The 26,576-nt window shown below is 66.8% G+C and carries 23 protein-coding genes; 8 read left to right on the forward strand and 15 right to left on the reverse strand.

Annotation, left to right across the window (positions count from 1 at the left end; all coding sequences use genetic code 11):
• Positions 1–27: 27 nt before the first annotated feature.
• From hmgA to M0765_RS10195, 4 genes are all read right to left on the reverse strand, one after another.
• Positions 28–1,350, reverse strand: coding sequence for a homogentisate 1,2-dioxygenase (hmgA, locus tag M0765_RS10180; protein ID WP_258503493.1), 1,323 nt, complete (start codon positions 1,348–1,350; stop codon positions 28–30).
• 42 nt (positions 1,351–1,392) lie between these two features.
• Complete coding sequence (locus M0765_RS10185) at positions 1,393–1,590, reverse strand: DUF2783 domain-containing protein (protein WP_258503494.1); 198 nt, start codon at positions 1,588–1,590, stop codon at positions 1,393–1,395.
• An 8-nt stretch (positions 1,591–1,598) separates the two neighbouring features.
• The gene (locus M0765_RS10190; RefSeq protein WP_258503495.1) at positions 1,599–3,236 is read right to left on the reverse strand and encodes an FAD-dependent oxidoreductase; all 1,638 of its coding nucleotides are present in this window, start codon (positions 3,234–3,236) and stop codon (positions 1,599–1,601) included.
• A gap of 130 nt (positions 3,237–3,366) precedes the next feature.
• Entirely contained in the window at positions 3,367–4,326 is a 960-nt protein-coding gene (locus tag M0765_RS10195; protein WP_176660650.1) for an MBL fold metallo-hydrolase, read from the reverse strand.
• Positions 4,327–4,470: 144 nt separating this feature from the next.
• Between M0765_RS10195 and M0765_RS10200 the strand changes: the two genes are divergently transcribed.
• From M0765_RS10200 to M0765_RS10230, 7 genes are all read left to right on the forward strand, one after another.
• On the forward strand, positions 4,471–5,334 hold the full coding sequence (locus M0765_RS10200) for an IclR family transcriptional regulator (protein WP_258503499.1): 864 nt from the start codon (positions 4,471–4,473) through the stop codon (positions 5,332–5,334).
• Positions 5,331–6,080, forward strand: coding sequence for an SIR2 family NAD-dependent protein deacylase (locus M0765_RS10205; protein ID WP_258503501.1), 750 nt, complete (start codon positions 5,331–5,333; stop codon positions 6,078–6,080). The genes M0765_RS10200 and M0765_RS10205 overlap by 4 nt, the downstream gene beginning before the upstream one ends.
• A 176-nt stretch (positions 6,081–6,256) precedes the next feature.
• On the forward strand, positions 6,257–9,118 hold the full coding sequence (locus M0765_RS10210; protein ID WP_258503502.1) for a type VI secretion system Vgr family protein: 2,862 nt from the start codon (positions 6,257–6,259) through the stop codon (positions 9,116–9,118).
• Positions 9,119–9,138: 20 nt separating this feature from the next.
• The gene (locus M0765_RS10215; protein WP_258503504.1) at positions 9,139–11,427 is read left to right on the forward strand and encodes a phospholipase D-like domain-containing protein; all 2,289 of its coding nucleotides are present in this window, start codon (positions 9,139–9,141) and stop codon (positions 11,425–11,427) included.
• 95 nt (positions 11,428–11,522) lie between these two features.
• The gene (locus M0765_RS10220; protein WP_258503505.1) at positions 11,523–12,560 is read left to right on the forward strand and encodes an SEL1-like repeat protein; all 1,038 of its coding nucleotides are present in this window, start codon (positions 11,523–11,525) and stop codon (positions 12,558–12,560) included.
• Positions 12,557–13,075 carry a hypothetical protein gene (locus M0765_RS10225; protein ID WP_258503507.1) on the forward strand — a complete coding sequence of 173 codons (519 nt, stop codon included), beginning with the start codon at positions 12,557–12,559 and terminating at the stop codon, positions 13,073–13,075. The genes M0765_RS10220 and M0765_RS10225 overlap by 4 nt, the downstream gene beginning before the upstream one ends.
• A 67-nt stretch (positions 13,076–13,142) precedes the next feature.
• Positions 13,143–14,315, forward strand: coding sequence for a tetratricopeptide repeat protein (locus M0765_RS10230; RefSeq protein ID WP_258503509.1), 1,173 nt, complete (start codon positions 13,143–13,145; stop codon positions 14,313–14,315).
• Between the two features lie 376 nt (positions 14,316–14,691).
• Here the strand turns inward: M0765_RS10230 and M0765_RS10235 are convergent, their stop codons facing one another.
• The 6 genes from M0765_RS10235 to M0765_RS10260 all read right to left on the reverse strand — a co-directional run bounded on the left by M0765_RS10235 (position 14,692) and on the right by M0765_RS10260 (position 19,697).
• The gene (locus M0765_RS10235) at positions 14,692–14,913 is read right to left on the reverse strand and encodes a hypothetical protein (protein ID WP_258503510.1); all 222 of its coding nucleotides are present in this window, start codon (positions 14,911–14,913) and stop codon (positions 14,692–14,694) included.
• A 51-nt stretch (positions 14,914–14,964) separates the two neighbouring features.
• Entirely contained in the window at positions 14,965–15,660 is a 696-nt protein-coding gene (locus tag M0765_RS10240; RefSeq protein WP_443303823.1) for an ABC-type transport auxiliary lipoprotein family protein, read from the reverse strand.
• A 10-nt stretch (positions 15,661–15,670) separates the two neighbouring features.
• The gene (locus M0765_RS10245) at positions 15,671–16,642 is read right to left on the reverse strand and encodes an MlaD family protein (RefSeq protein WP_258503511.1); all 972 of its coding nucleotides are present in this window, start codon (positions 16,640–16,642) and stop codon (positions 15,671–15,673) included.
• 13 nt (positions 16,643–16,655) lie between these two features.
• A complete protein-coding gene (locus M0765_RS10250; RefSeq protein WP_258503512.1) occupies positions 16,656–17,474 on the reverse strand; it encodes an ABC transporter ATP-binding protein in 819 nt (272 codons plus the stop codon).
• A complete protein-coding gene (locus M0765_RS10255) occupies positions 17,471–18,640 on the reverse strand; it encodes an MlaE family ABC transporter permease (protein WP_258503513.1) in 1,170 nt (389 codons plus the stop codon). Before M0765_RS10255 ends, M0765_RS10250 begins: the two co-directional genes overlap by 4 nt.
• Positions 18,641–18,788: 148 nt before the next feature.
• The gene (locus M0765_RS10260; protein WP_258503515.1) at positions 18,789–19,697 is read right to left on the reverse strand and encodes a LysR family transcriptional regulator; all 909 of its coding nucleotides are present in this window, start codon (positions 19,695–19,697) and stop codon (positions 18,789–18,791) included.
• Positions 19,698–19,832: 135 nt separating this feature from the next.
• Here M0765_RS10260 and M0765_RS10265 point away from each other — a divergent pair, with 135 nt between their 5' ends.
• The gene (locus M0765_RS10265) at positions 19,833–21,461 is read left to right on the forward strand and encodes a GMC family oxidoreductase (protein ID WP_258503516.1); all 1,629 of its coding nucleotides are present in this window, start codon (positions 19,833–19,835) and stop codon (positions 21,459–21,461) included.
• Positions 21,462–21,793: 332 nt separating this feature from the next.
• Here the strand turns inward: M0765_RS10265 and M0765_RS10270 are convergent, their stop codons facing one another.
• The 5 genes from M0765_RS10270 to M0765_RS10290 are packed head-to-tail and all read right to left on the reverse strand — an operon-like array spanning position 21,794 to position 26,572.
• A complete protein-coding gene (locus tag M0765_RS10270; RefSeq protein WP_258503517.1) occupies positions 21,794–22,867 on the reverse strand; it encodes an ABC transporter substrate-binding protein in 1,074 nt (357 codons plus the stop codon).
• Positions 22,868–22,879: 12 nt separating this feature from the next.
• Positions 22,880–24,055, reverse strand: a complete 1,176-nt coding sequence (locus M0765_RS10275) for an NAD(P)/FAD-dependent oxidoreductase (RefSeq protein WP_258503518.1) — start codon at positions 24,053–24,055, stop codon at positions 22,880–22,882.
• Positions 24,052–25,476, reverse strand: coding sequence for an FAD-dependent oxidoreductase (locus M0765_RS10280; RefSeq protein ID WP_258503519.1), 1,425 nt, complete (start codon positions 25,474–25,476; stop codon positions 24,052–24,054). Before M0765_RS10280 ends, M0765_RS10275 begins: the two co-directional genes overlap by 4 nt.
• Positions 25,473–25,781, reverse strand: coding sequence for a (2Fe-2S)-binding protein (locus M0765_RS10285; RefSeq protein WP_258503520.1), 309 nt, complete (start codon positions 25,779–25,781; stop codon positions 25,473–25,475). The genes M0765_RS10280 and M0765_RS10285 overlap by 4 nt, the downstream gene beginning before the upstream one ends.
• Positions 25,778–26,572 (reverse strand): ABC transporter permease, encoded by a 795-nt coding sequence (locus tag M0765_RS10290; RefSeq protein WP_047784138.1) that lies wholly within the window; start codon positions 26,570–26,572, stop codon positions 25,778–25,780. The genes M0765_RS10285 and M0765_RS10290 overlap by 4 nt, the downstream gene beginning before the upstream one ends.
• Between the last annotated feature and the right edge of the window lie 4 nt (positions 26,573–26,576).

Genomic DNA, 26,576 nt, shown 5'->3' on the forward strand with positions numbered 1-26,576 from the left:
TTGGATGTGGCGTCTGCTCGTCGGCCGTCAGGGCTTGAAGTGGTCCTTGAGCCCGGCCCAGCAATCGGCGTAGTCGGTGTCGAGCGCGGGGCTCTGGAGCGCGAAGTTCGTCGGAATGAAGCGGTATCGGCTCTCGAACATGAAGGCCAGCGTGTTGTCGAGCTTGTGCGGCTTCAGGTCGGTGCGCGTGGCCTTGTCGAAGGCTTCCTCGTCGGGTCCGTGCGGCACCATGCAGTTGTGCAGGCTTGCGCCGCCGGGCTTGAAACCGCCCGGCTTGGCGTCGTATTCGCCGAGCACCAGGCCCATGAACTCGCTCATGAGGTTGCGGTGGAACCATGGCGGACGGAAGGTGTTTTCCATCACCATCCAGCGCGGCGGGAAGATCACGAAGTCGCAGTTCGCGGTGCCCGGCGTGTCGCTGGGCGAGGTCAGCACGGTGAAGATCGATGGGTCGGGGTGATCGAAGCTGATGGAGCCGATCACCATGAAGTTGGCCGTGTCGTACTTCACCGGCGCCAGGTTGCCGTGCCATGCGACCACGTTGAACGGCGACTGCCTGGTGGGCGCCTTCCAGAAGCGGCCGCCGAATTTCTTTACCAGCTCGTAGGCGCCGCCTTCTTCCTCGAAGGCCGCCACGGGCGCCTGGAAGTCGCGCGCATTGGCCAGGCCGTTCGAGCCGATGGGGCCGAGTTCGGGCAGGCGGAAATGCACACCGTAGTTCTCGCAGACATAGCCGCGCGAGATTCCATCGGGCAATGCCACCTTGAACACCATGCCGCGCGGCAGCACCGCAATCTCGCCAGGCTTCACGTCGAGCACGCCCAGCTCGGTCGTGATCACGAGGCGGCCCTGCTGCGGCACCAGCAACATCTCGCCGTCTGCATTGACGAAGGCGCGCTTCTCCATCGAGCGGCCCGCAAGGTACATGAGCGAGCCGATGCCGACCTGCGACTCGGCGTCGCCGTTGGCCGCAATGGTGTGCATGCCGTCGATGAAGTCCACGCCGGCCGCGCCGTCGAGCGGCATTGGATGCCAGCGCAGCGGCTCGGGCGGCAATGCGATCTCGCGGTCGGCGCCGGTGCTCCAGTGCGGCTGGGCATACGGCTGGTAGCGGCCGGACACCACCGAAGGCTGGCGGCGGTACAGCCAGGTGCGGCGGTTTTCATGGCGCGGCGCGGTGAAGGCGGTGCCTGAAAGCAGCTCGGTGTAAAGGTCGAAGGGCGCGCGCTGCGGGTTGTTGCGGCCCTGGGGCAGCGCACCGGCCACGGCTTCGGAGGCGTACTCGTTGCCAAAGCCGCTCTGGTAGCGCCGCTCGGCATTTGGCCTGGTGTTGGCGGATGGATTCGTCATGGTTCTCTCTTCCGGAAATCGCGATGAAGTTGGCACGTGTGTTCAGCTGCTGCTGCGCGCGGCCTCGAAAGCCTCGCGCAGCACGGCCAGCGAGCCGACGTGGTTGGCCAGCACGAGCACGAGCCGTGCGTTGAAGGCATGGCTCTCTTCGGTGGAAAGCCCCTGGTGGGCCTCGATCAGCGCCTCGTAGAAATCGTCGGGCGCTTCGAGGTTCGGCGTGGTGATCAGATGTGGTTGCATGGTGCTGCTCATCCCTTTGCCAATGCACGGTCGATCGCCGCGCGGATGTTCGCCGCCGTGGGTTGCCGCCAGCGCGCGCACACATGCTGGTCGGGCCGCAGCAGGTAGACGGTGCCGGGTAGCGCGTCGTAGCGTTGCGTCGCGAGTTCGCCTTCGCTTGTAGCGGCTTTCACGCGCACCACGTGCAGCGGAAAGTCGCATGCCATCAGCGCCTGCAGGCTGCGCTCGGCCGCTTCGCCCTGGCCGAAAACCAGCGCCGTGAACTGCGCCACATGGCATTCGCGCAGCAGCCAGCCGCTGCTGCCGTCGGCGCGCACCACGGGGGCGTCGGCCGCTGCGGCGCCTGGGACCATCGCGCCTTCAAAGGAGTCAGTGTCGGGAGTGTTGAGCGGCGAGTCACGCAGCACCGCCGGCACCGAGAGCCGACCGCTGTTGACCAGCGTGCGCGCGAAGGCGTGGCGCTTGGTGAGCTCCAGCACCGCGTCGCGGAACAGGCGGCTCACTTCGCTCTTGGGCGTGATGAAGTCGGTCGCGCGCGTGGAGTTGCGGATGTTCTCGTCGGCCGCGAATTCGCGTTCGCTCGCGTAGCTGTCGAGCAGCGCATCGGGTGCCTCGCTCCGGAGCACGGCCGCGAGCTTCCAGGCGAGGTTGTCCGCGTCCTGCACGCCCGAGTTGGCGCCGCGCGCGCCGAAGGGCGACACGCCGTGCGCCGAGTCGCCCACGAACAGCACGCGGCCATGGCGAAAGCGCTCCATGCGCTGGCACGCGAAGGTGTAGACGCTCGCCCAGCCGATGGTGAACTGCACGCCCTCGAATCCGATACTGTCGAGCAGTGCGCGCACGCGGGGCGTGATGTTTTCGGGCTTGCGCTCCTCCACCGGATCGGCGTCCCAGCCGAGCTGGAAGTCTACACGCCACATGCCGTCGGCCTGCTTGTGCAGCAGCACGCTCTGGCCGGGATGGAACGGCGGGTCGAACCAGAAGCGCCGCTCCGTCGGCAGTTGCGCATCCATCGTGATGTCCGCAATCAGGAAGCGGTCGCGAAAGGTGCGGCCCTTGGCTTCGAGGCCCAGCATCTGGCGCAGGTTGGAGCGCGAGCCGTCGCAGGCGGCAACGTAGCCGGCTTGCAGCTTGTAGTCGCCTTCGGGCGTTTCCACGGTGAGAACGGCGCCGCCGTCGTTCTGCTCGATGCCTGTGACCTTGTTGTTCCAGCGCAGGTCGATCAGCGGCAGAGCCGCAGCTCGCTCGACGAGGTAGCCCTCGACGTAGTACTGCTGCAGGTTGATGAAGGCCGGGCGCTCGTGGCCGGGTTCGGGCAGCAGGTCGAAGCTGTAGACCTGCTCGTCGTGGAAGAACACCCGGCCCACGTGCCACGACACGCCCTTGCCGACCATGCGGTCGCCGCAGCCGAGGCGGTCGAACACCTCGAGCGTGCGCTTGGCAAAGCAGATCGCGCGCGAGCCGCTGGAAAGGGTGTTGTCGTTGTCGAGCAGCACCACGGGAATTTCGCGCAATGCAAGGTCGATGGCCAGCGTGAGGCCGACCGGGCCGGCGCCGACGACGACCACCGGGTGGCGGGCGGGCGTGGGCGCGTCCTGGTCGGCGTGGCGCTTGTAGTCGAAGCGCAGGCTTTGATAGTCGATCACGTTTGTCTCCGTGTCTTTTGTCTTGCTCCTTCCCCCGCTGGGGGAAGGCTGGGATGGGGGCTGACGGCGCTCGTTGCCGGCGCCGCGTGCCCCACCCCAACCCTCCCCGGGAGGAGGGAGCAATGCGGGGTCAGCCTTCCAGCGCCTTCCACATCTCGATGTCCCGCTCCGCCGTCCACACGCGCGGATCGGCATGGCCCGAGGCTTCGTCGTACGCGCGGCTCACGTCGAACGGCATGCAGTGGTCGAAGATCACCCACTGGCTGTACTTGGGCTTGAGCTTGGCGTAGGTGTCCTTGTAGACCGTGTTCAGGTCGCGTCCCGCCTTCACGCCCTCTTGCACGCTCGCATACACGTCGGAAATGAAGTTGCGTGTGCCGGTCAGGCCCTCGGCCACTTCGGCCGGCGTGGTGAGTGCGGCGCCGCGGCCCGGCACCAGCGCGGCGGGCTTGAGGGCGGCAATGTTGTCCAGCGTTTGCGGCCAGTCCTGGAAGTAGGCGTCGCCCGCGTACGGCGTGGCGCCAAATTCGACCAGGTCGCCCGACAGCAGCGTGCGTTCCTCGGGCAGCCACACGACCGTGTCGCCCTTGGTGTGGCCGCGGCCGAGCTGGATCAATTGCACCTCGAGCTTGCCGAGCCACAGCGTCATCTTGCCGGTGAAGGTCATGGTGGGCCAGGTCAGCCCCGGGGGCACCGTTTCCACGTTCTGGAACAGGCGCGGAAAGCGGCCGATTTCGCTGGCCTTGTCCGCCTCGCCGCGCTCCACGATCAGGTCGCGCGTGTCCTGGCTGGCCAGGATGTGCTCGGCACCGTAGCCGGCCGCGCCCAGCACTCGCACCGCGTGGTAGTGCGTCAGCACCACGTACTTGATGGGCTTGTCGGTCACCTCGCGGATGCGGCGCACCACGTCGGCCGCCATGGCAGGGGTGGCCTGGGTGTCGGCCACCAGCACGCAGTCGTCGCCAATGACGATGCCGGTGTTGGGGTCGCCCTCGGCCGTGTAGGCCCAGGCGTGTTCCGAGATCTGGCTGAAGGTGATCTTCTTTTCTTCCATGTCGGCCTGGCTGGCGAACTTCTTGGCTTGGCTCATCGTGTGTCTCCGTCGGGTGGATCGAAATTTGATTCGTCTAAAGCAAACGAATTTGCGGTTAACGAATTTCTGGAGTGTAAGCCCGAGATCAGTTAATGTCTAATCCCTTCTTCATGAACGAACAATCAGACGCCAAGGCGGGCCATGGCAGCCAATGAGACCGACCGCGCCGCCCAGCGCGGCATCCAGAGCATCGAAGTGGGCGGCCAGCTGCTGCGCGCGCTGGTGCACCACGGCCGGCCGATGGCCCTGAAAGACCTGGCGCGGGAAGCCGACATGACGGCCGCCAAGGCCCACCCGTACATGGTGAGCTTCGGGCGGTTGGGCCTGATCGAGCAGGACCGCGCCAGCGGCCACTATCTGCTCGGCCCGCTGGCCTTGCAACTGGGGCTCATCAGCCTTCAGCAGGCCGACCCGGTGCACATTGCGACGCCGCTCATCGCCGGGCTGGCGCAGCGCATCGGCCACACGGTGGCGCTGGCGGTGTGGGGCGCACGCGGCGCAACCATCGTGCGCACCGCCGAATCGCCCTCGCCGGTGCATGTGAACATGCGCCACGGCACGGTGTTCTCGCTCACCAACACGGCCTCGGGCCGCGTGTTCGCCGCCTACCTGGAGGCCGAAACAGTCAAGCAACTGCTCGACGCCGAACGCCAGCGGCAAAAGCAGCGCAAGGCGGGCGAGCAGCCGCCGCCGGCGGGCATGCCGTCGCAGCCGCCCCTGCCGTCGTGGAGCGAGTTCGAGCGCCAGCTGCAGGAGGTGCGCGTGCATGGCATCAGCCGCTCGGAAGGCGAGGTGATCGAAGGCGTGAGCGCCATGGCGGCACCGGTGTTCGACCACACGGGTGCCATCGTGCTGTCGGTCACGGCCATCGGCCCGGCCGCCATCTTCGACACCGCCTGGGACGGCGAAATCGCACGCGCGCTCAAGGCCTGCGCGGGCACGGTCTCCGAGCGGCTGGGCGCAACGTCGGCCGGAAGAAACGCTTCCGCACACCTGGATCCATGAGCCTGGACATCACCGCTTCGTCTTCCACTCCCCCGATCGAATCCGCCATTGCCCTGCTGAGCGCCGCCCGGCGCATCGTCGTGTTTTCGGGCGCCGGGCTTTCAAAGGCCTCCGGCATTCCGACCTACCGCGACAGCGACGGACTCTGGATGAACCAGAACGCGCTGCAGTACTCGCATGCCGAAGACCTGCAGCGCGACCCGGCGGGATTCACGCGCTTCTGGTCGCGGCGGCTGTCCGCGGTGGAGGACGCGCAGCCGAACCCCGGGCATACGGCGCTTGCGCTGCTGCAGCGGCTGCGGCCTGCCACGCGCCTCATCACGCAGAACGTCGACGGGCTGCTGACGCTGGCCGGCGGGCTGGACGTGCTCGAACTGCACGGCTCGCTGCGGCGCTGGCGCTGCGACCACTGCGGCAACCGCCAGGGCCCGTGGCCCTTTCACCGCTGCATGCGCTGCGCCTCGCGCGCCCGGCCGGACGTCGTCATGTTCGGCGAAATGCTGAACCAGGGCGTGCTGCTCGATGCGCAGGCGGCCGCGCAGGAGTCGGACGTGTTCATGGTGGTCGGCAGCACGGCCGTCGTGTATCCGGCCGCCGAGCTGCCGCAGATGGCGGCGTCGCACGGCAGCCGGCTGATCACGCTCAACATGGAGCCGTTGCCGCATCTGGACGATGCGGCGACAGTTGTCTTGCGCGGGGAATCCGAGGCCTTGCTGCCGCAGTTGCTGGCTGGGCTCGGAGCCTGAGAGCCGAGCCCCTTCGCACACCGCTAAGCAAACCCGCGCCCGCGTGCAATTCATCACGAACGGCGTAGCCGACGCCCCGAGAACGATTACCTTCGGCCATCTTTGGTGGCGTGACCGCCTCCCATAATCAACGAGATAGCCCCTGACCACAGGGGCATCTTCAGGGAGAAACCGTCATGTCCGCATTCATCGCGGCTGCGCGAGCGCGCACGCTCGCCATCCGCAGCGCCGCCATTCCCGAGTTCCTGGGCCGCCCCGCGCTCGAACCGGTGCGCTTCTCGGGCCGCGAAGGCCTCAATTCCCTCTTCGAATACGAGCTCCTGCTCAAGACCCCCGACGCGCTGAACCTCGGCGCCAGCGGCGCCGCCGACTGGGACCTGGACAGCTTCATCGGCCGGGAGATCTCCTGCACCATCCAACTCGACGGCATGGGCGAGTTCCTTCCCGGTGCGGTGGGCGCCTCGGTCGACCGCCTGGGCGCGGGCACGCGCCGGATCAACGCCCTCATCACCGATGCCTGCCTCTGGGGCGAAGAGGGGCGGCATGTCCAGTACAAGCTCACCCTGCGCCCCTGGCTGCATCTGGCCACCCTCACGACCGACTGCAAGATCTTCCAGAACAAGAGCGTCGTTCAGATCCTGGACGAACTGCTGGCCGGCTACGCTTTCCCGGTCGACAAGCGCCTGATCGAGACCTACCCGCTGCGCGACTACCAGACCCAGTACAACGAGAGCGACTTCGAGTTCTTCAGCCGCCTCACCCAGGAGTGGGGCATCAGCTACTTCTTCGAGCACAGCGGCGATAAACATCGCCTCGTGCTCATCGACAACATGGGCGCCTACAAGAAGAACGACAGCGCGGCCTACCAGGAGGTGGAGTACCACGCGCCGGGGTGGAAGACCGATGCCGAATACCTGAGCAGTTTCGTGCCTGCCAGCCGCCTGACCAGCGGCCAGTACACCAGCCGCGACTACGACTACACCCGACCGCGGGCCGACCTCACCATCGGCCGCAGCGAGCCGCGCCCCACCGGCCAGGCCGATGCCGAGGTCTACCAGTGGCATGCCGGTGCCACCGCCAGCCACTACGCCCAGCCCCAGGCCGGCAGCGCCGAGGCCAACGACCCGCAGGCCGAAGGGCGCCAACTGGCGCTCTTGCGCATGCAGGCGCTGCGCACCGCGGGCAGCCGCGCCCAGGCCAGCGGCAACCTGCGCGGCATGGTTCCGGGCTGCACCTTTCGGCTCTTGAAGCATCCGCGCCAGAACGCCAATGCCGAGTACCTGATCCTGGACACCCGGCTTCTGATCGAGGACGTCGCGCAGGACAGCCAGATCCGCGATGCCGCTCCAGGCAGGAAGCAGCATTGGAAGGTGGAGGTCGACTTCACCGCCCATCCGATGGCCGAGCCGCTGCGCCCGGCGCTCACGCAAGTGAAGCCGTTCACGCACGGTCCCCAGACTGCGCTGGTGGTCGGTCCCGAGGGCCAGAACCTCTGGACCGACGAGTTCGGGCGCATCAAGGTGCAGTTCCCGTGGGACCGCATCGGTCAGAAGAACCAGCACAGCACCTGCTGGATCCGGGTCTCCAGTCCGTGGGCGGGCAACCAGCTGGGCGGTGTGCATGTTCCGCGTATCGGCCAGGAGGTGATCGTCGATTACATCGGCGGCGACCCCGACCTGCCCGTGTGCACGGGGCGGGTGCACAACCAGAGCAATCTGCCGCCGTGGGCGCTGCCGGGCCAGAGTGCCTTGTCGGGCTTCCGGTCGAGGGAACTCACCAAGGAAGGCGGCAACAGCGCCGCCGGCCGCAGCAACCACCTGGTGCTGGACGACACCGACGGCCAGATCCAGGTCCAGCTCAAGAGCGACCACCAGCACAGCCAACTGAGCCTGGGGCACCTCACGCGCATCGAGGACAACGCGGGGCGCAAGGATGCGCGCGGCCAGGGCTATGAACTGCGCACCGACGGCCACGGCGTGATGCGTGCTGCCGACGGCATGCTCATCACCACCGAGCCCAGGCCGCGCGCGCAGGCCCACACCACCGACATGGGCGAGACGGTGGCGCGCCTGACGCAGGGTCGCGACCTGCAGGAGTCGCTGGGCGCCGCCGCGCAGGAGGCCAAGGCGCACGAGGCAGGCGACCAGGACGACGTCGCCAAGGTACTCAAGAGCCAGAACGATGCCATCAAGGGCGTAGGCCAGCCAAGCAAACCCGAGACGGGCCACTTTCCTGAACTCGATGCGCCCCATCTGGTGCTGGCCTCGCCGGCGGGCATCCAGAGCACCAGCGCGCAAAGCACCCATGTGCATGCCGGCGAACACGTGGCGCTCACCAGTGGCGCGCATGTCAGCGTGTCTGCGGCCAAGAGCTTTCTGGTCAGCGCCAGGCAGGCGGTGCGCCTGTTCGCCTACCAGGCCGGCATGCGGCTGTTCGCGTTCGGCGGCGACATCGACATCAAGGCGCTCAAGGAGAGCATCAGCCTCATTGCCAAACTCAACATCGTGCAGGTCGCCAACAAGATCACCATCACCGCCAAGGAAGAACTTGTGCTCAATGGCGGTGGCAGCACCATCTGCCTGAATGCCGCCGGCATCGAGGAGGCCACCTCGGGCCGGCACATCGAGTACGCCGCCGTGCACAGCATGGTCGGCCCCAGGAACGCGCCCACCGTGCCGGTGAGCGGAAGCTCCAGCCTGAAGGATAGCCTGACGGCGCGCAGCTTCACGCTGCGCTCGCACCCGGAGGATGGGCGCCCCGTTGCCACGGAGCCCTACACCCTCTACAGAGACGGCGCCGAAGTCGAAAAGGGCGTCACCGACGCGCAGGGCCGCGTCTTCATCGCCGACCACAAGCCGGGCACGGGCGCCTACAAGGTCAAGCTGAGCAACGGCAACGAGTTTGAACTGCCGGTTATCCCGCGCCTTGAAGGCGCCGATCAACAGCTGGGCGCCAAGGGCTACCGCGCCGCGCAGGGCGACCCCAAGGACCGTCAGCACCACCACCTGCACCGCCAGGGTGGCCCCGACGAAACCTGAGGCAACGAAAGACATCCACCATGGCCACCCCACCGAAAACCCAGCAAAAGTCCGTCACCCCGCTCAGCGATGCCAGCCGCAGCACCACCGGCAGCGTCCAGTGGAAACTGGAGAGCAACGAGGACAGGAAGACACCGGTCTTCCACTACAACAACCTCTCGGTTCACATCTGCGGCGAAGAGAGCTTCAAACAGATTGGCGAAGATATTCGAACAGCCGAGAAGAGCATCGACATCGTGTGCTGGGGCTTCGATCCGGCGATGGAGTTGATCCGGGGAAGCCGCAATGAATGGCCGCGCGGCGTGACCTGGGGCGACCTGCTGCGCGATGCCTCCGAGGGCAAGCTCAACAAGAGCAAGACCAAAGTCCAGGTGCGCTTGCTCGCATGGTACGACCCGGTCGCTGTTCGGATCAGCGCCAGCAATGTGCCGGGCTACAAGACACAAGCCCGCTACGAACGCAACCTGCCCGTGGTGGACGAGGCCGCGCGTGCCAGGATTGCCGCCGACCCAGCGCCCAGGCATGCCCGTCCCGTTCTTGCCCCGCAGGCCGGCCCCACCGTGGCGGACGAGCGGGAAATGTTCAACAGCCGGTGGTGGCGAGATGTCGTGGACGGAAAGATCGAGGGCCTGTCGCTGCGCACACGCGGCGGCGTGCATGAAGACGTGCTGGCCACCCTACAGGCGGAGGCCCGCGAACACGGCGCAGCTACGGCCGGCATCGAGCGGCTTGGACTGGAGCGGATGGCGACCCATCACCAAAAGACCATCGTCATCGACTACGAGGGCACGCACCCCCGGGCCTACGTGATGGGCCTGAATTCCGTCACCGACTACTGGGACACCGAGGAGCACCTCTTCAACGACCCCAAGCGGGGACAGCTCTTCGAGGGCGGCAGCGCGGACCACTCGGCCGGCAAGGGCTGGGACGCGCCCAGCGCCGACAAGACCACGCTCAAGCCGTACCAGGATTACGTGTGCCGCCTGGAAGGCGATGCGGTGGTGGCGGTGTACAAGAACTTTGCCGATGCCTGGAACACGGCCAAGGCTGAAGGCAAGGGCGGCGGCACTTCCGTCAGCGCCGACGTCGATCTGAAGGCGCCGCCCAAGCGGCTCACCCAAAACCTCGGCGCCGCATGCAACCGGGCGCAGATCGTGCGCACGCTGCCCGACACGGAGGGCGGCGAGCGCTCGATCGAGCGGCTTTACTACCAGGCCAGCAGCTTTGCGCGCCACTACCTGTACATCGAGAACCAGTACTTCCAGAACACCGACTGGGCCCGCGCCATGAAAACCGCGCGCGAGCTCTACGTGCAGGGCTGCAGAGCCGCCAGGCAACCCGTGGCCATGTCCAACGTGCCCGTGCTGCACGTGATGGTGGTCACGCCCACGCCCGAGCGCAAGCAGATGGTTCCGCGCACGCACGACATCGTGGCCGAACTGGGCCATGGCGATTCAGTGCCCAACCAGGACAAGATGATCAAGGACGAACTGGATCGCCATGCCCAGGCCGAGCGCGACCTGGCGGACTTCAAGAGGCGGCGCCAAGCCTACGACTCGGGGCAAAGCAAGGAACTTCAGCCGCCCGTGTTTCCCGGGCCGCCCCGGCCATTGTCCGACCTGGCCCAGACCCACAAGACAGCCAGCGAGGGCAAGAGCGGCCGGGAGGTGCGCGACATGCTGAGCCAGGCGCTGCGCATGCGCACGCTGGTGGCAAGCCTGTGGACCTACGACGACGAGTGGCGCGTCTCCAAGCTGCCCGTCGCGCAGCGCATCGACGAAGAAAAGCAGCGTTATGCGCAGCAGAAGAAAGCGTGGGACCGCGTTCTCGCCACCGACAGTCAGGCGAGGGCCGGCGGCACCAACGCGGGCGGCTGGGGCATGCTGCCCGAAACCTCCGTGCCTCTTATGCCCCCGCCCGACCGCAGCAAGGAACTGAAGAACGCGACTGCCCAACGCTACCGCGAGGTCTACATCCACAGCAAGCTGATGATCATCGACGACAGCATGTTCACGCTGGGCAGCGCCAACCTGAACCTGCGCAGCTTCGCGGTGGACAGCGAGATCAACATCGCCAGCGACGATGCGCCCAAGGCGAAGGATCTGCGCCAGCGGGTGTGGCAGCAGCACACGAAGGGGCAGTTCGATGGGGGTGGGGATGCGACGGAGCAGAAGGCAATCGCTAAGACGTTCAAAAATTGGGAGGATGAGGCCAGCAACAACCTCAATAAAAAGAGGGCTGGACTGTCTCTTTCCAGCTTCCTCGTCAAGTTCCTCGACGAGCGCACCAGCACCGTCCGGCTCGCATGAACATGCCTCATCTTGCCCCGCGCATACATCCACGTCGCTGGCCGGCCTCGCTGCTGGTCCTTGTTTTCGTTCTATTGAATTTGACGGCCTGCCCCATGAACCACCTGCCCCGCAACATGACCCTGAAGGCCTTCGACCCGCACCGGGCCGACTTCGCCTGCAAGCACGAGGCCGATGCCAACCCGCCCTTCACGGCCGAGGCCGACGCGCTGTTCCAGCAAGGCATGGCGGCGACCAGCTATGACCTGGTGTTCGAGCGGCGCGACTACGCCAAGGCGGCGGAGTTGTGGAAGCAGGCCGCGGGCATGGGCCACTGGAAGGCGGCCCTGAACCTGGCCGGGCTGCACGAGAGCGGCCTTGGCGTGCCGCAGGACAGCGAGCAGGCCCTGCTCCTGGTCGAAGGCCTGATGAAGCAGGGCGTGCCCGCCGCCTTCGACAAGATGGGCACCTACCACCAGCGCGGCATCGGCGTGACGAGCGACACGAGCCGCGCCTATGCATTCTGGCAATTGGCGGCGGACATGGGGAGTTCGGCGGCGCAAGCCCATTTGGGCGAAAAGCTCGATGCGGCCTATGACAGTCCAGGCGAAGGCTTCTGGGGCAATCGTGAGATCGGTCTGAAGATGCTCGAATGCGGGTTCGCCCAGGGCAATGGCGCCGCGGCCCACCAACTGGCGATGACGCTGAACAATGTTGATGAAGACTACGCCCGCTCCCTACGGATCTATCACGAGGGCGTGAAACTGGGCTGCAAGGATTGTGCAAACACCTTATCTGTGAGATTCGATAGAGCTACCCCTCTTACAGGCAACATCATCGATACGGCGCGTGCCGAACGCTACAGCGAACTAGGCGACGCCCTCGAACTCAACCCCGACCTGCGCTTCCCCAACCTGGACAAGGTGCTGCCGCTGCCGCCCGCCGCCTTGCCCATCTGGGACGGCAAGCGCGAAACCCTTTGGACGCCGCCAAGCCTCTGGTCGCCAAGCCAGCCGAGAAACCCACCCCCGGCGCGCAGCGCACCGGCCGCGCCCACATCCCGCAGGGGCATGTGCTGCGGCAGCAGGCCCGCTCTGCGCCGGAGCAGGCCGACACCCATGCGACCCGCAGCGGCTACTGGCTGCCCCGATTGAATGTCTATGCCCACCGCGACTACCGCGAGCATGAAGCGGCCTGGGAGAGCGCCCAGGTGCCCCAGCGCTATGCCAAGGGCGAAGCCTTCGAGACGATGGACCGCAGCAGCATGGGCCAATGGGCCAAGATCAGTCCTTCCACCGTCTGGCACTACCTGGGCGAAGCCTCTCCCGTGCCCGCGGTCACCCATCCCCGGGTGGCCCAGGGCCTTGCCCGCGCCACCCGCGTGCCCGAGCCGCTGCTGTTCTGCAAAGGCATGCTGCCCTGTCCGCGCACCGGCGTGTGGGGCGGCCAGGTGTCCAGGGACCATCCGCTGGCCCGTCTCTACAACCGCTGGGACCGCTTCGCTTATGTCGAGAAGGGCCAGCCCTTCCCCGATCCCCGCAGCCAGCACATCGCCGTCGCGCCCCATGAGGTGAAGTGGTTGTGGCTGGACAACGCCAACCAGCGCCAGTGGTCGGGCATCGTCGAGGTGACCTTGAGCGACTTGCATGATGCGCAGACGGCAAGCTGATGACCGCCGATGGCCTGCCTTGCTGCTTGCGGCGGTCTTCGTTCTGGTGGGCTTGACGGCCTGCCCCATGAACCACCTGCCCCGCAACATGACCCTGAAGGCCTTCGACCCGCACCGGGCCGACTTCGCGTGCAAGCACGAGGCCGATGCCAACCCGCCCTTCACGGCCGAGGCCGACGCGCTGTTCCAGCAGGGCATGGCGGCGACCAGCTATGACCTGGTGTTCGAGCGGCGCGACTACGCCAAGGCGGCGGAGTTGTGGAAGCAGGCCGCGGGCATGGGCCACTGGAAGGCGGCCCTGAACCTGGCCGGGCTGCACGAGAGCGGCCTTGGCGTGCCGCAGGACAGCGAACAGGCCGTGCTGCTGATCGAAGGCCTGATGAAACAGGGCGTGCCCGCCGCCTTCGACAAGATGGGCACCTACCACCAGCGCGGCATCGGCGTGACGAGCGACACGAGCCGTGCCTATGCGTTCTGGCAATTGGCGGCGGACATGGGGAGTTCGGCGGCACAGGCTCATCTAGGCTACAAGCTACAGGGCACCTATGACAATCCGGATCAGGGTTTCTGGGGCAACCGCGAGGTGGCGCTGAAGATGCTCGAATGCAGTTTTGCGCAGGGTAATGGCGATGCAGCCTACACGCTGGCCCTAACCATCACTGGAGAGGACGCATCGCTTGGTGAAGACAACGCCCGTGCACTCCGTGTTTATCACGAGGGTGTGAAACTGGGCTGCAAGGATTGCGCACGCGATTTGTCGGTCGAATTTGACCGTCCTGTACCGTTGACGGGCAACATGATCGACACGGCCCGGTCGGATCGTTATCGCCTGTTGAGGGAGGCCCTCGAACTCAACCCCGACCTGCGCTTCCCCAACCTGGACAAGGTGCTGCCACTGCCGCCGGCCGCGCTGCCCATCTGGGATCGCAAGCGCCAGACGCTGATCGACGCAGCCAGAGTCCGCTCGGCGCTAACGAGCCGCGCCGGTAGTCGAGTGAGCCGGAGCGATCCCCGGGCGAGCGGCTCGACCTCACCGGCAGCCGGCCGGAAGATATCTATCCCACCAATGCTTGGATCAACTGAGGCAAGAACGAGATGGCATGGCTCGCTTTTCCAATCGCAGGTGCTTTCATCGGAGGGTTCATCGGCCTCGCCATCTGTGGGTGTCACGGCGCTGGCTCTGGCGATTCAACTGGCGCTGTCGTCGGTCTACTGTTTGCTGCCATCGGCGGAGGAGTAGGCTTGATTGTTGGTGGCATTGGGGCAGGAGCCGCAACGATAGCCAACGCAGGAAATCGCGAAGAAAGCTCAACAGACAATGGAAACGCTGCAGAGTGGATTCACGGAGTTGCGCGATGCCCGCGTTCGGGAGTTTGGGTTGCGCGGGTCACTGACAGCCACCCCTTGGCGAGTGTCTTCAATGTTTGGAATAGAACCGCCAAAGTGACGGCGGGTGAGCGATTTCCCAATCCAGCAACCATGCTGGCAGGCGTTGCTACGGCCGACGTCAAGTGGAAGTGCGTGGATGATTTTGCGGATTGAAACGCAGGCTTTGCTGGCGTCCAAAATCATCAAAACTCGCCCGGATTGGCGAGTTAGGAATTTCGACGAACGCTTCAGCCGCGTTTGCCGCCGAGCAGCACCAGCGCGCCGCCCACAACAATCGCGGCGACGCTCGCCCAGGCCGGGAAGTTGACTTGCTGCTTCTCCTTCACCGAAAACTCCAGCGGGCCGAGCTTGGCCTGGTGCGTTTCCTTGGTAAAGCTGAAGCCGCCGAGCCCGAGGCCCGCGATACCCGCCACGATGAGCAGGATGCCGGCGATGCGTGTTGCGTTCATGGTGAGTTCTCCTCGGGGTTATTGGTAGGGTCACGTCGAGCCGAACAGAGCTTACTGCCGCGGCTGCTGGTCGACCCACTGCACGATGTCGGCCACGGCGGCATCGGTGGCCGCGGCCAGCGCCTTCACGCCGCCGGGCGCGTCGGCGCTCGGTGCCGGCCGGCGCACGGTGAAGGTGCGCTGGCCGAGCACGCGGTCGCCGCCGGTGGTGCCGCGGATCAGCGTGGCCCGCAGGCGCACCAGGCCGACGCTGCTGCCCGCCGATTCGAAGTAGTGGCTGAACTCGTCGAGCGAAATGCGCAGCGTATCGGGCACGCGGCCCTCGGTGCGCGCGATGGTTGCACTTTCTTCAGGGCCGAGTACCGTGCGCCGTTCGGACAGCGCATCGCGCAGCCGCTGGCGCAGCAGCTGTGCCGGCGGCAGGCTCCAGCGCGACTGGCCGTAGGGGCGCAGCTCGTTGGCATCGGCATAGCCGAGCCGGTAAAGAATTTGCGTGCCGTCGAGCCGCGCGTTGCTCTCGATTTCCGCCAGCGCGAGCGTGGGCAGCGCGGTGGCCGGTGGATTGGCTGCCGCGGCCGACGCGGCAATGCCGGGCCCGAAGTCGTACAGCGTGGCGCGCGCTGGCTTGTCGGGCAGGGCGCCGCAGCCGGCAAGCAGCAGCGCAAGGCCAAGTGTCAGGCCGGAACCGAGGCCGGAACCCAAGCTGAAACCAAGGGATGGACGGGAGTGCATGGCGTTCTTGTTCATGGTCGTCACTTCAGGGGCGTCCCAGCGAGTTGGTGGCAGGCGGCGCGGAGAAGCCCGGTTCGCCCGGCCCCGCCGCGGTGCCGCCGTTGCCGAACAGCAGCGATTGCGGGTTGTCGTTGATGCCGTCGGCCGCGCGGCCGAGCCGGCGCACCGCGCGCGAAGTGTCGTCGGCCACCCGGTTCACGCGCGGCAGCGTGGCCGAGTTGAACGAATCGACCGCCTGCGCCAGCGCCTTGGTGCCGTCGCCCAGGCGTTCGATCGGGCCTTCGGGCGCATTGAGCCGGCTCACCGTGGTGTTGAAGTTGTTGGCAACGCGCGAGACATCGCCGGCCGCCGTCTTTACCGACGACAGCGTGCCGGGCAGCGCCGCGAGCGTCGGGTTCAGGCCCGTCTTCACCGTGTTGTCCAGCTGCTTCAGCAACGTGTTGGCGCTGGACGATGCCGCCGCAATGTTCTCCAGCGCATCGGCCACCCGCTTCTGGTTGCCGTCGCCGAGCAGCTGGTTGGCGCGCTTCGTCGCTTCGTCGATCTGGTTGATGATGGCTTCGCCGCGGTCTTGCAGTTGCGCGAGCATCGAGGGCTTGAGCGGAATGCGCGGCGGGTCGTCGTTGTTGGGCGCAAGCACCACGTTCGATTCGCCCTTGTCATCCAGCGCGATGAAGGCCAGGCCGGTCACGCCCTGGTAGCTCAGCGTGGCAAAGCTCGACGTGGTGAGCGGCACGCGCTGGTCGACCGTGATGCGCACGCGCACGTTGCCCTTGGTCTTGGGGTCGAAGTCGATCGAGGTCACCTTGCCGACCGCGATGCCCCTGTAGCGCACCATGGCCTGCGGCTGCAGGCCGCTGACCGGGTCGCGCGTGGAGAGCTCGTAGATGTTGCGCACGGTGTTGTCGCGCGTGAACCAGACCACCAGCCCCACGAGCACGGCAATGAGGCCGAGCACGAAGGCGCCGGCGGCGAGGGCATGGGCTTTGTTTTCCATGTGTGGCTACCTTTCAGTGGGCCGCGCCGGCAGTTGGCGGCGCGGCGTTGGAGGGTTTGTCATGCAGTGCCTCCAAGGCGCGCTGGCCGCGCCCTCCCAGAAAATATTCGTGGATGAACGGATGCGGATACGCGATGACTTCGCGCGCCGAGCCGCTGACGATGACCTTATGGTCGGCAAGCACCGCAATGCGGGTACTCAGGTCGAACAGGGTGTCCAGGTCGTGCGTGACCATGACCACCGTCAGGCCCAGTTCGCGGTGCAGGCCGCGCAGCAGGTCGCAAAAACTGTCGGAGGCTTCGGGGTCGAGTCCGGCCGTGGGCTCGTCGAGCAGCAGCAGCGGCGGGTCCATGATGAGCGCGCGCGCCAGCGCCACGCGCTTGATCATGCCGCCCGACAAGTCGGCCGGACTCATGTTGGCGTGCCGCGGCTGCAAGCCCACCATCTGCAGCTTGACCAGGGCCGCGTTGCGAATCAACTCGTCGGGCAGCAGCTTGAGCTCGCGCAGCGGAAAGGCAATGTTCTCGAGCACGCTGAAGGCCGAGAACAGCGCGCCGTGCTGGAACAGCATGCCCACGTTGGCCGCGCCCTGGGCGCTGAGCTCGCCGGGCGCCTGGCCCAGCACCTCGACGGTGCCCTTCGACGGCTTTTCGAGCCCGAGGATCTGCCGCAGCAGCACCGTCTTGCCGGTGCCCGATCCGCCAACCAGCGACAGCACTTCGCCGCGCGCGATGTGCAGGTCGAGGTCGCGATGAACCACGTGCTCACCCTCGGCATTCTTGAATACCGTCCAGAGCTTGCTGATGTCGACGACGTTGTTCGAATCGCTCATGCCCTGAACCCGATTCCCTTGAACAGCACCGCGAACAGCGCGTCAACCAAAATCACCGCGGTGATCGAGGTCACCACCGACGAGGTCGTGCCGCGCCCCAGGCTCTCGGTGTTGGGTTTCACCTTCATGCCGAAGTAGCAGCCGATCAGCGCAATCAAGATGCCGAACACCGCCGACTTCGCCAGCGCGAGCCAGAGGTTGGCAATGGGCACCGCACGCGGCAGCGCCGAAAGAAAGTAGGCGGGCGAAATATCGAGCGCCGCATCGGCCGCGAGCATGCCGCCCGCAAGCGCCGCCATCGATGTCCACAGGCTGATCAGCGGCATCGCAATGGCCAGCGCCAGCACGCGCGGCATCACCAGCCTGAAGCCGTGGGGAATGCCCATCACGCGCATGGCGTCGAGTTCTTCGGTCACGCGCATCACGCCGATCTGCGCCGTGATGGCCGACCCGGAACGCCCCGCGATCAGCACGGCGGCAAGCACCGGCCCGAGTTCGCGGATCAGCGACAGCCCGAGGATGTTGACCACGAAAGCCTCCGCCCCGTACTGGCGCAGCTGCTGCGAGATCAGGTAGGCCAGCACCACGCCGATCAAGAGGCCCACCAGTGCGGTGATATGCAGGGCAGTGGCGCCGAACTGATAAAGGTGGCCCGAAAAATCGCGCCAGGGCGCGCGGTGCGGCGCGCGCAGAAGCGTGCCCACATCGAGCGCGAGTTGGCCGACCAGCCCTACGAAGTCGCGCATCACTTCGAGCGCGCGCGCGCCGGTGTGCGAGAAATGGCGCACCCGCTCGGCCAGCGTGGGCGGCGGCTCCTCGGGCGTTCCGACCGTGTACTGGGCCACCTGGTCGAGCACCGCCTTGTGCTGCGGCGACATCTCGAGCGTGGCCGGCCAGTCGTGGCGCCAGTGTTCCCACAGCAGCTGCGCACCGATGTGGTCGAGCTGCTCGATGGGGCGCAGGTCCCATGCGCGGCCGTCCGCGGGCGGTGCGCCGGCCAAATCTTTTTCGAGGGACTGCCACGCGGTGCGCGACGACATGGCCAGCGTGGTCCAGCGGCCGTGCGCCACGGTCCAGCTGCGGCCGTCCTGCTCGCGCTGCTCGACGCGCGGCAACACGCTGTCGGCGGCGGATGCGTCGTCGGCAGGCGAAGTTGCTATGGGCATGGTGCGGCGGGGCAGGGCGAAGTAAGAAAAAAGAAGCGGTCGGAAAGGGCGCATCGTAACCGGATGAATCGGCTTTTCCCGTACGCCGCGCCGGTGCTTTGCGTAGGGCGGAACGCCGTCCGAATAGCCACGCGCGCCCTTTTTCCGGTCAGTTCCAAGCCCGCGCCAACGCGTTCCACGCGCTCGCGATCACGGGCTCGTTGCGCCGGGCCGCCAGCGAGACAAAGCGCAGCGCGCAGTCCAGCTGCACGCGGTCGGCCATCACCAGGCCGTGCGACTGGCTCTCGCGGATGGCAATGGAGTCGCGCAAGAGGCTCAGCCCCACGCCCGACTTCAGCAGGTCGAGCATCGAGGCTTCCTGGTCCACCAGCGCCGCGCGCCGCGGCGAAAGCCCGAGCGGGCCGAACACTTTATTGAGCAGCCTGTGGTGCGCGGATTCCGGCGGCGTGCCCAGCCACGGCAACGCGGCCAGTGCCTTCCAGTCGCGGCCCAGCACCTGCGGACCCCAGCCCGCGGGTGCGACCACGCGGTAAGTAAAGCGCGTGAGCGTGCGCGTCGCCAGCGGAGCCGGCGCGGCGGCCTCGCCATCGTCATCCGTGTCGAGGTGAAAACCCACGTCGAGCTCGCCGCGCAGCACCTGGGCCAGCACCGTGCCGCTCATGCCGTGGCGCAACTCGGTTTCGATCTGCGGCGCGGATTCGACGAGCTCGCGCAGGAACACGCCAAGCCGGGTGAACTCCGGATCGAGGATGGTGCCGATGCGCAGCGCCCCGCGCACCGTGCCCTGCAAGTTGCGAGCGGCCTGCTGCAGGTCGCCCACGGCCGAGAGCACGCGCTCGGCTTGCGGCAGCAATGCGGCCCCGTCGGCCGTGAGCGCCAGCCCGTGCGGCGTACGCGTGAAGAGCTGGAGCCCGGTCTCTTCGGCCAGGCGCTTCAATTGCAGGCTGACCGCGGGCTGCGTCAGGTGCAGCCGCTCGGCCGCGCGCGACACGCTGCCCTCGCGCGCCGCAAGCACAAAGGCACGCAAGATCTGGAGGTCCAAGGCGGCGGCGGTCATATAAGAGCGATTTATAAGCCAACAATGCCGAAATCATTGGCTTTTTGCCGGCAGCTTGGGCGAAACTTGCTCATCAGGCCTGCACAGGGCCCATGAGCATCAAAAATATCGTTCCCCCGGAGACAAGCAGGCGCCATGAGCGACAACACATTCGACTACATCGTCATCGGCGGCGGCACGGCCGGCGCGCTGATGTGCAACCGGCTGACCCGCAAATCGCAACAGCGCACGCTGCTGATCGAGGCCGGCCGCAAGGACGACTACCACTGGATCCACATTCCGGTGGGCTACCTGTACTGCATCGGCAACCCCCGCACCGACTGGCTCTACAGCACCGAGCCGGACGCGGGGCTCAACGGGCGCACGCTGCGCTACCCGCGCGGCAAGACGCTGGGCGGCTGCTCCAGCATCAACGGCATGATCTACATGCGCGGCCAGTCGCGCGACTACGACCAGTGGGCGCAGCTCACGGGCGACGACGGCTGGAAGTGGCAGAACGTGCTGCCCGACTTCAAGAAGCATGAGGACTATTACCTCGGCGCCGACGAGCTGCATGGCGCCGGCGGCGAATGGCGCGTGGAAAAACAGCGCCTGCGCTGGGACATCCTCGACGCCTTTGCCGAAGCCGCCGTGCAGGCCGGCGTGCCGCACAGCACCGACTTCAACCGCGGCAGCAACGAAGGTGTCGGCTACTTCCAGGTCAACCAGAAGAACGGCTGGCGCTGGAACACGGCCAAGGCCTTCTTGCGGCCCGTGTGCTACGGCCGGCCCAATTTCGAGATGTGGGTCAATGCGCACGTCTCCAAGCTGATCATCGAGACCCAGCCCGACGGCAGCCAGCGCTGCACCGGCGTGCAGGTGTGGGACGGCCACGAGATGGTCACCGCGCACGCCACGCGCGAGGTGGTGCTGTGCGCGGGCAGCATCGGCTCGCCGCAGATCCTGCAGCTTTCGGGCATCGGCCCGGCCGAGCTGCTGCGCCAGCATGGCATCGATGTAGTGGTCGATGCACCCGGTGTGGGTGCCAACCTGCAAGACCATTTGCAGATTCGCGCGGTCTACAAGATCAACGGCGCGCCCACGCTCAATGTGCTGGCGTCGTCGATGTACGGCAAGGCAAAAATCGGCCTTGAATACCTGATGAAGCGCAGCGGCCCGATGAGCATGGCACCGTCGCAACTCGGTGCCTTCACGCGCAGTTCGCCCGAGCACGAGTGGCCCAATCTCGAATACCACGTGCAGCCGTTGTCGCTCGACGCATTCGGCGAGCCGCTGCACAGCTTTCCGGCCTTTACCGCGAGCGTGTGCAACCTCAACCCGACGAGCCGCGGCACGGTGCGCATCAAGAGCCCGCGCTTTCAGGATGCGCCCGCCATTGCACCCAACTACCTGAGCACCGATGAAGACCGCAAGGTGGCGGCCGATTCGCTGCGCGTAACGCGCCGCATTGCATCGCAGCCCGCACTCGCCAAGTACAAGCCAGAGGAATGGAAGCCCGGCGTGCAATACCAGAGCGACGAAGACCTGGCGCGCCTCGCTGGCGACATCGCAACCACGATCTTCCATCCGGTGGGCACAACCAAGATGGGCGCCGACGGCGACCCGATGGCGGTGCTCGATTCGAAGCTGCGTGTGCGCGGTGTGCAGGGGCTGCGCGTGGTGGACGCGGGCGCGATGCCTACGATCACGAGTGGCAACACGAACAGTCCGACGCTGATGATGGCCGAGAAGGCTGTGGGGTGGATTCTGGAAGCGAATCGCTGAGGCCGCGTTTCTTTTGGGCCGTTGTTGTTTGGAGGCGCTGCTGCTTCAGGGCATGTGCAAAGGCCACCGGGTACTCCCCTCCGCGAATGTCCCCCGCCTTCGGCTCCTCCTTTATTTCGCTGCGGGGAGCACCCGATGCCCTGTGCACTAGGGCACGCTGCTGGTGTACCGCTGATCAACAACTGCTCTGTGCAACGCTCACGTCGATGGGGTGCCTTGCGCAGCGAAATAAAGGAGGAGGGGCGCAGCCCCGGGGGACATTCGCGGAGAAAGGTACCCCGTCGGCGGGAGCGCCGCCCTGAACACAGCCGCCCCAAAAACTCAAGCAGCGATCATTTCTCAATAGTCTTGTTCCAACGCGCATTCCAAGCAGGACGGTTCGCATTGATGCTGTCCCAGTCAATGGTGACCGCAGTCTTCATCCACTGGTTGATGTCGGCCACCTGCTTCACCCCATCGCCCACGGCCGGAGCCTTGGGATTGGTGGGAATCTGCGCGCCGTACTGCAATACGTTGGCCTGAGCCAGCGGGCTCAGCAAGAACTCGGCGAGCTTTTGCGACAGCTCGGGCTCGCTGTTGTTGGCAATCACGCACTGGCCCACCATCAGCACCACCGCGCCTTCCTTCGGCGGCGCGTACTCCACCGGAATGCCCTTGGTCTTGAGCGCAGCCACGGCCGTGGGCGTCAGCGGAAAGATCGCGGCTTCGCCGGTCTGCACCATTTCGGAGAGCTTGGCCGAACTCGGGATGTACTCGAGCACGTTCGGGCCGATGGTGGTGGGCCAGGCCTTGAAGCCCGGCTCCACGTTCTTGTCGTTGCCGCCCTGGATGCGGTTGAACATCAGGAAACCGTGCAGTCCAAAAGATGATGAGGACATCGACTGGAACACCACCTTGCCCTTGTACTTGGGATCGGCCAAGTCCATCCACGAGGTGGGCGGCGCCCAGCCCTTGTCCTTGAACATCTTGGCGTTGTAGGCCAGGCCCGTCATGCCCAGGCTCACGCCGCTGGCCATGTCGTCCTTGAAGCGCGCGGCCGGGTAGATCTCGCTGAGCGACGGATTGGGCCGCTGCTTCTGGCACAGGCCCATGCCGATGGCGCGCACCATGATGCCGTCGTCCAGGAACATCACATGCATCTGCGGGCGGTCCTTGTTGGCCTGTGCCTTTGCAAGGATGTCGGACGAAGTGCCCGGCACCACCACCACCTTGGCGCCGTAGAGCTTCTCGAAGGCCGGGAACACGTACTGCGTGTATGCCTTCTCCATCGTGCCGCCGTTCATTCCGATGTAGAGCGTCTTGGTCTGCGCGCCGGCGGTGCCGCCGGCCGCGAGCGCGGCCACCGCCGCCACACCGAGCAAGCTCCGGCGAAGGGAGAAAAAGAAGGTCTTCTGAAAACGGGACATGGTGTTTTCCTTTCAGGGTGAGGTGGGGGTGGGGGTCTTGTCTGCTGCTGCGTCTTCTGCTGTTGCTGCAGCCGCAAAGAAGCGTTCGATCGAGAAGCTCTCGATCGGCGTGCTGCTGCGTCCGTCGCGCACGAGTTCGGCCAGCACTTCGCCGGCTGCGGGGCCTATCTGGAAGCCCGCGCCCGAAAAGCCGAAGCCGTGGAACAGCCCGGGCGTGGTGCGGCTCGGCCCCAGCACCGGCTGGTGGTCGGGCAGGTTGCCTTCGGTGCCGCTCCAGGTGCGGATGAAATGCGCGTGCCGCAGCGTGGGCAGCAGCTCGACGGCTTGCGCCGCGAGCGTGGCGATGGCATCGCGGTCGGCGCGGGCGCGGTCTGCATCGAGCGCAATGCCCCTGCCGCCGCCGAGCACCAGGTTGCCGCGCGCCACCTGCCGGCAATAGATGCCGCCGCCCTCCACGCCGAGGCTCCAGTCCATGAAGTGCGGCACCGGTTCGGTCACCGCCATCACCGGGTGGCTCGAGCGCAGGGGAACGGCTTCGCCGAAATATTCGGCAATGGGGCCGGACCATGCGCCCGCGCAATTGAGCAGCGCCGGCGCACGCACTTCGAGCGCATTGCCCGAACGCAGCAAGAAGCCCTTGCCGTCGTGCGCCACCTCGTCGACCTTGTGGCGCTCGAAGATCTGCGCGCCCGCGCGCTGCGCTGCAAGCGCGAAGGCCGGCGACACCAGCCGCGGGTTGGCCTGCCCGTCTTCGGCGCACAGCGAGCCGCCCACCGCGCGCGTGCCGAGCCAGGGGCAGCGCTCGCGCAGGCGGGCCGCCGAGATCAGTTCGAGCCCCAGGTCGAAGTCGCGGCTTTTCGTGCGGTACTGCTCCAGCGAGGCCATGTCGGCTTCGCTGCGCGCGATCTTGAAGTGGCCCGAGCGCAGATACTCGCCGTCGGTGCCGATGGTTTCGCGCAGGTTGCCCCAGATGCGGTGTGCACGCTGCGCCAGCGGCAACTGGCTCACCGGCCGCCCCTGGCGCCGCACGCCGCCGTAGTTGACGCCGCTCGAACGCGAGCCGCACAAATCGCGCTCCAGCAGCACCACGCCGATACCCATCTTCCGCAAGGCGAGCGCGGCGGATGCACCCACGATGCCGCCGCCGACGACGGCGACGTCCGTGCGCAATGTCTTGCGTCCGGTCATGCGCCGGCTCCTTCGGTCGAAGGCGCCGGGGTGGCCAGGTGAATCGGAATCGGCTTGATCGGCGCCTGCCCGCGCAGCCGGCCGACCTGCTGCACCGGCTGCCCCGTGGCGTGCGCAAGGATCTCTGCCGCCGCCACGCCGCACATACGGCCCTGGCAGCGGCCCATGCCCACGCGCGAGAGCGCCTTGAGCCGGTTCATTTCGTCGGCGCCGTTCTCGGCAACGGTCTGGCGCAGCGTGCCCGCGGTGATGTTCTCGCAGCGGCACACCACCAGTTCGTCGGGCGCATGCGCGGCCCAATCGTGCGGCACCGGAAAGGCGCGCTCCAGCCCCTGGCGGAAGGTGCCGAGCTTGTGCAGCCTGCGTTCGAGCATTGCGGCGCGCGCGGTGTCGACGGCCACGCCGCCGTCAGCCAGCAGCGCAAGCGCGGCGCGTTCGCCGGCCCACTCGGCGGCATCGGCACCCATGATGCCTGCGCCGTCGCCCGCAAGGTACACGCCCCGCACGCTGGATCGGCCGGCCGCGTCGCGCACGGGCAGGTGCGCACGGTGCAGCGACGCAAATTCGAAGCGGCAGCCCAGCAGGTCGGCCAACTGCGTTTCGGAGCGCAGCGCATAGCCGAAGCCGACGGCATCGCAGGCGAGCGTGCGCTCTTCGCGCCCGTCGTGCCACGCCACGCCGGCCACGCGGCTTTCGGCGGCATCGCCGAGCACGCGCAACGGCCGCACGCCGCCATGCAGCGCCACGCCATGCGCGCGCAGCCAGGCCACGTAATACACGCCCTTGGCGAACACCGCCGGTTGCCGCAGCATCGCGGGTGTGGCGGCAAGCTGGTCCGCGAACCGCGATGTGTCCAGAACCGCAGCAACCTTTGCTCCGGCCTTCGCGTACTGGTACGCGACGAGGTAGAGCAGCGGGCCGGTGCCCATGAACACCACGCGCTGCCCGATGGCGCAGCCCTGGAACTTGAGCGCCACCTGCGCGCCGCCCAGTGTGTAGACGCCGGGCAGCGTCCAGCCAGGTACCGGCAGCACGCGGTCGGTGGCGCCCGTGGCGACGATCAATTGGCTGTAGGGCACGCTGGAGGTGCTGCGCGTAGGGCCGTGCAGCACGTCGAGCCGGCCGCCTTGCGCGTTCCACACCAGGCTGTCGGGGCGGTAGTCGATGCGTTCGCGCAAGGCGTCGAAGGCGGTGTGCACCGCATCGGCGCGGCGGGCCTCGAAGCCGTAGAGCACATTCGCGCTGCGCGCCGCCAGGCTCGAAGGTGGGCGCCGGTAGATCTGGCCGCCGGCACGCGAAGCCTCGTCGATCACCACGGGCCGAATGCCGTGCGCCACCAGCGCCTCTGCGGCGCGCACGCCGGCCGGCCCCGCGCCGACGATCACCGGCCGCAATGGGGACGAAGAAGAAGGAGCCGTCATGCGCCGCTCCTTCCCGTGACCAGCGCCATGCCCGGTGCAATGAAGGTGGAGCAGGCGCGCAGGCGCTCGCCCTGCTCGGTGGCAATCCAGCAGTCCTGGCAGGCGCCCATCATGCAGAAGCCCGCACGCGGTTCGTCGCTGAACTCGTTGCGGCGCAGCTGGGCGGCCTGCGTGAGCACGGCCGTGAGCACGGTGTCGCCCGCGAGCGCGGAGGCGGGCCGGCCGTCGAGCGTGAAGGGCACCGCGGCGCGGCCGGTCTCGGCCACGCGATGCAGCAGCGGTTGAATGACGGTCGGCAAGCTCATCGGCGCCCCACCAGCACGCGGTCCAGCCCGTAGACGCGGTCGAGCACCACCATCGCAATGGCCGTCACCGCCACCATCAGCGCCGACACCGCCGCCATCAGCGGATCGATCGACTCGGTGGCATACATGTACATGCGCACCGGCAGCGTGACCGTGCTCGGCGAGGTGACAAAGATCGACATCGTTACTTCGTCGAAGCTGTTGATGAAGGACAGCAGCCATCCGCCCGTGACGCCCGGCAGGATCATCGGCAGCGTGATGCGCCGGAACACGGTGGCCTGGCTTGCGCCCAGCGACAGCGCGGCCTGCTCGGCGCTGCGGTCGAAGCCCACGAGCGCAGCCACCACCAGGCGCAGCGTGTAGGGCGTGACGATCAGCGCATGCGCCATCACCAGCCAGCCGAAGCTGCCGGTGCCGCCCACCAATGCGAACAGGCGCAGCAGCGCCACGCCCAGCACCAGGTGCGGAATGATCAGCGGCGAGAGGAACAGGCCGTTGAGGAAGTCGCGCCCCGGAAACGCATAGCGCGTGATCGCCATGCCCGCCGGTACCGCGAGCAGCGTGGCAATGGTGGCCGAGGCCAGCGCAAGCCACAGGCTGTTCCAGAACGACTGCATGAAGTCGGGGTGTGCGAACACCGCCTTGAACCAGCGCAGCGAGAAGTGCGTGGTGGGAATGGTCAAGGTGTTTTCGGGCGTGAACGCCACGATGCACACCACGACCAGCGGCGCCAGCATGAAGGTGATGACGAGCGCGTTGAACGCGAGGGCGAGAGGGCCGTTCTTGCTCATCGGG

Source organism: Variovorax sp. S12S4, assembly GCF_023195515.1.
Classification (GTDB): Bacteria; Pseudomonadota; Gammaproteobacteria; order Burkholderiales; family Burkholderiaceae_C; genus Variovorax.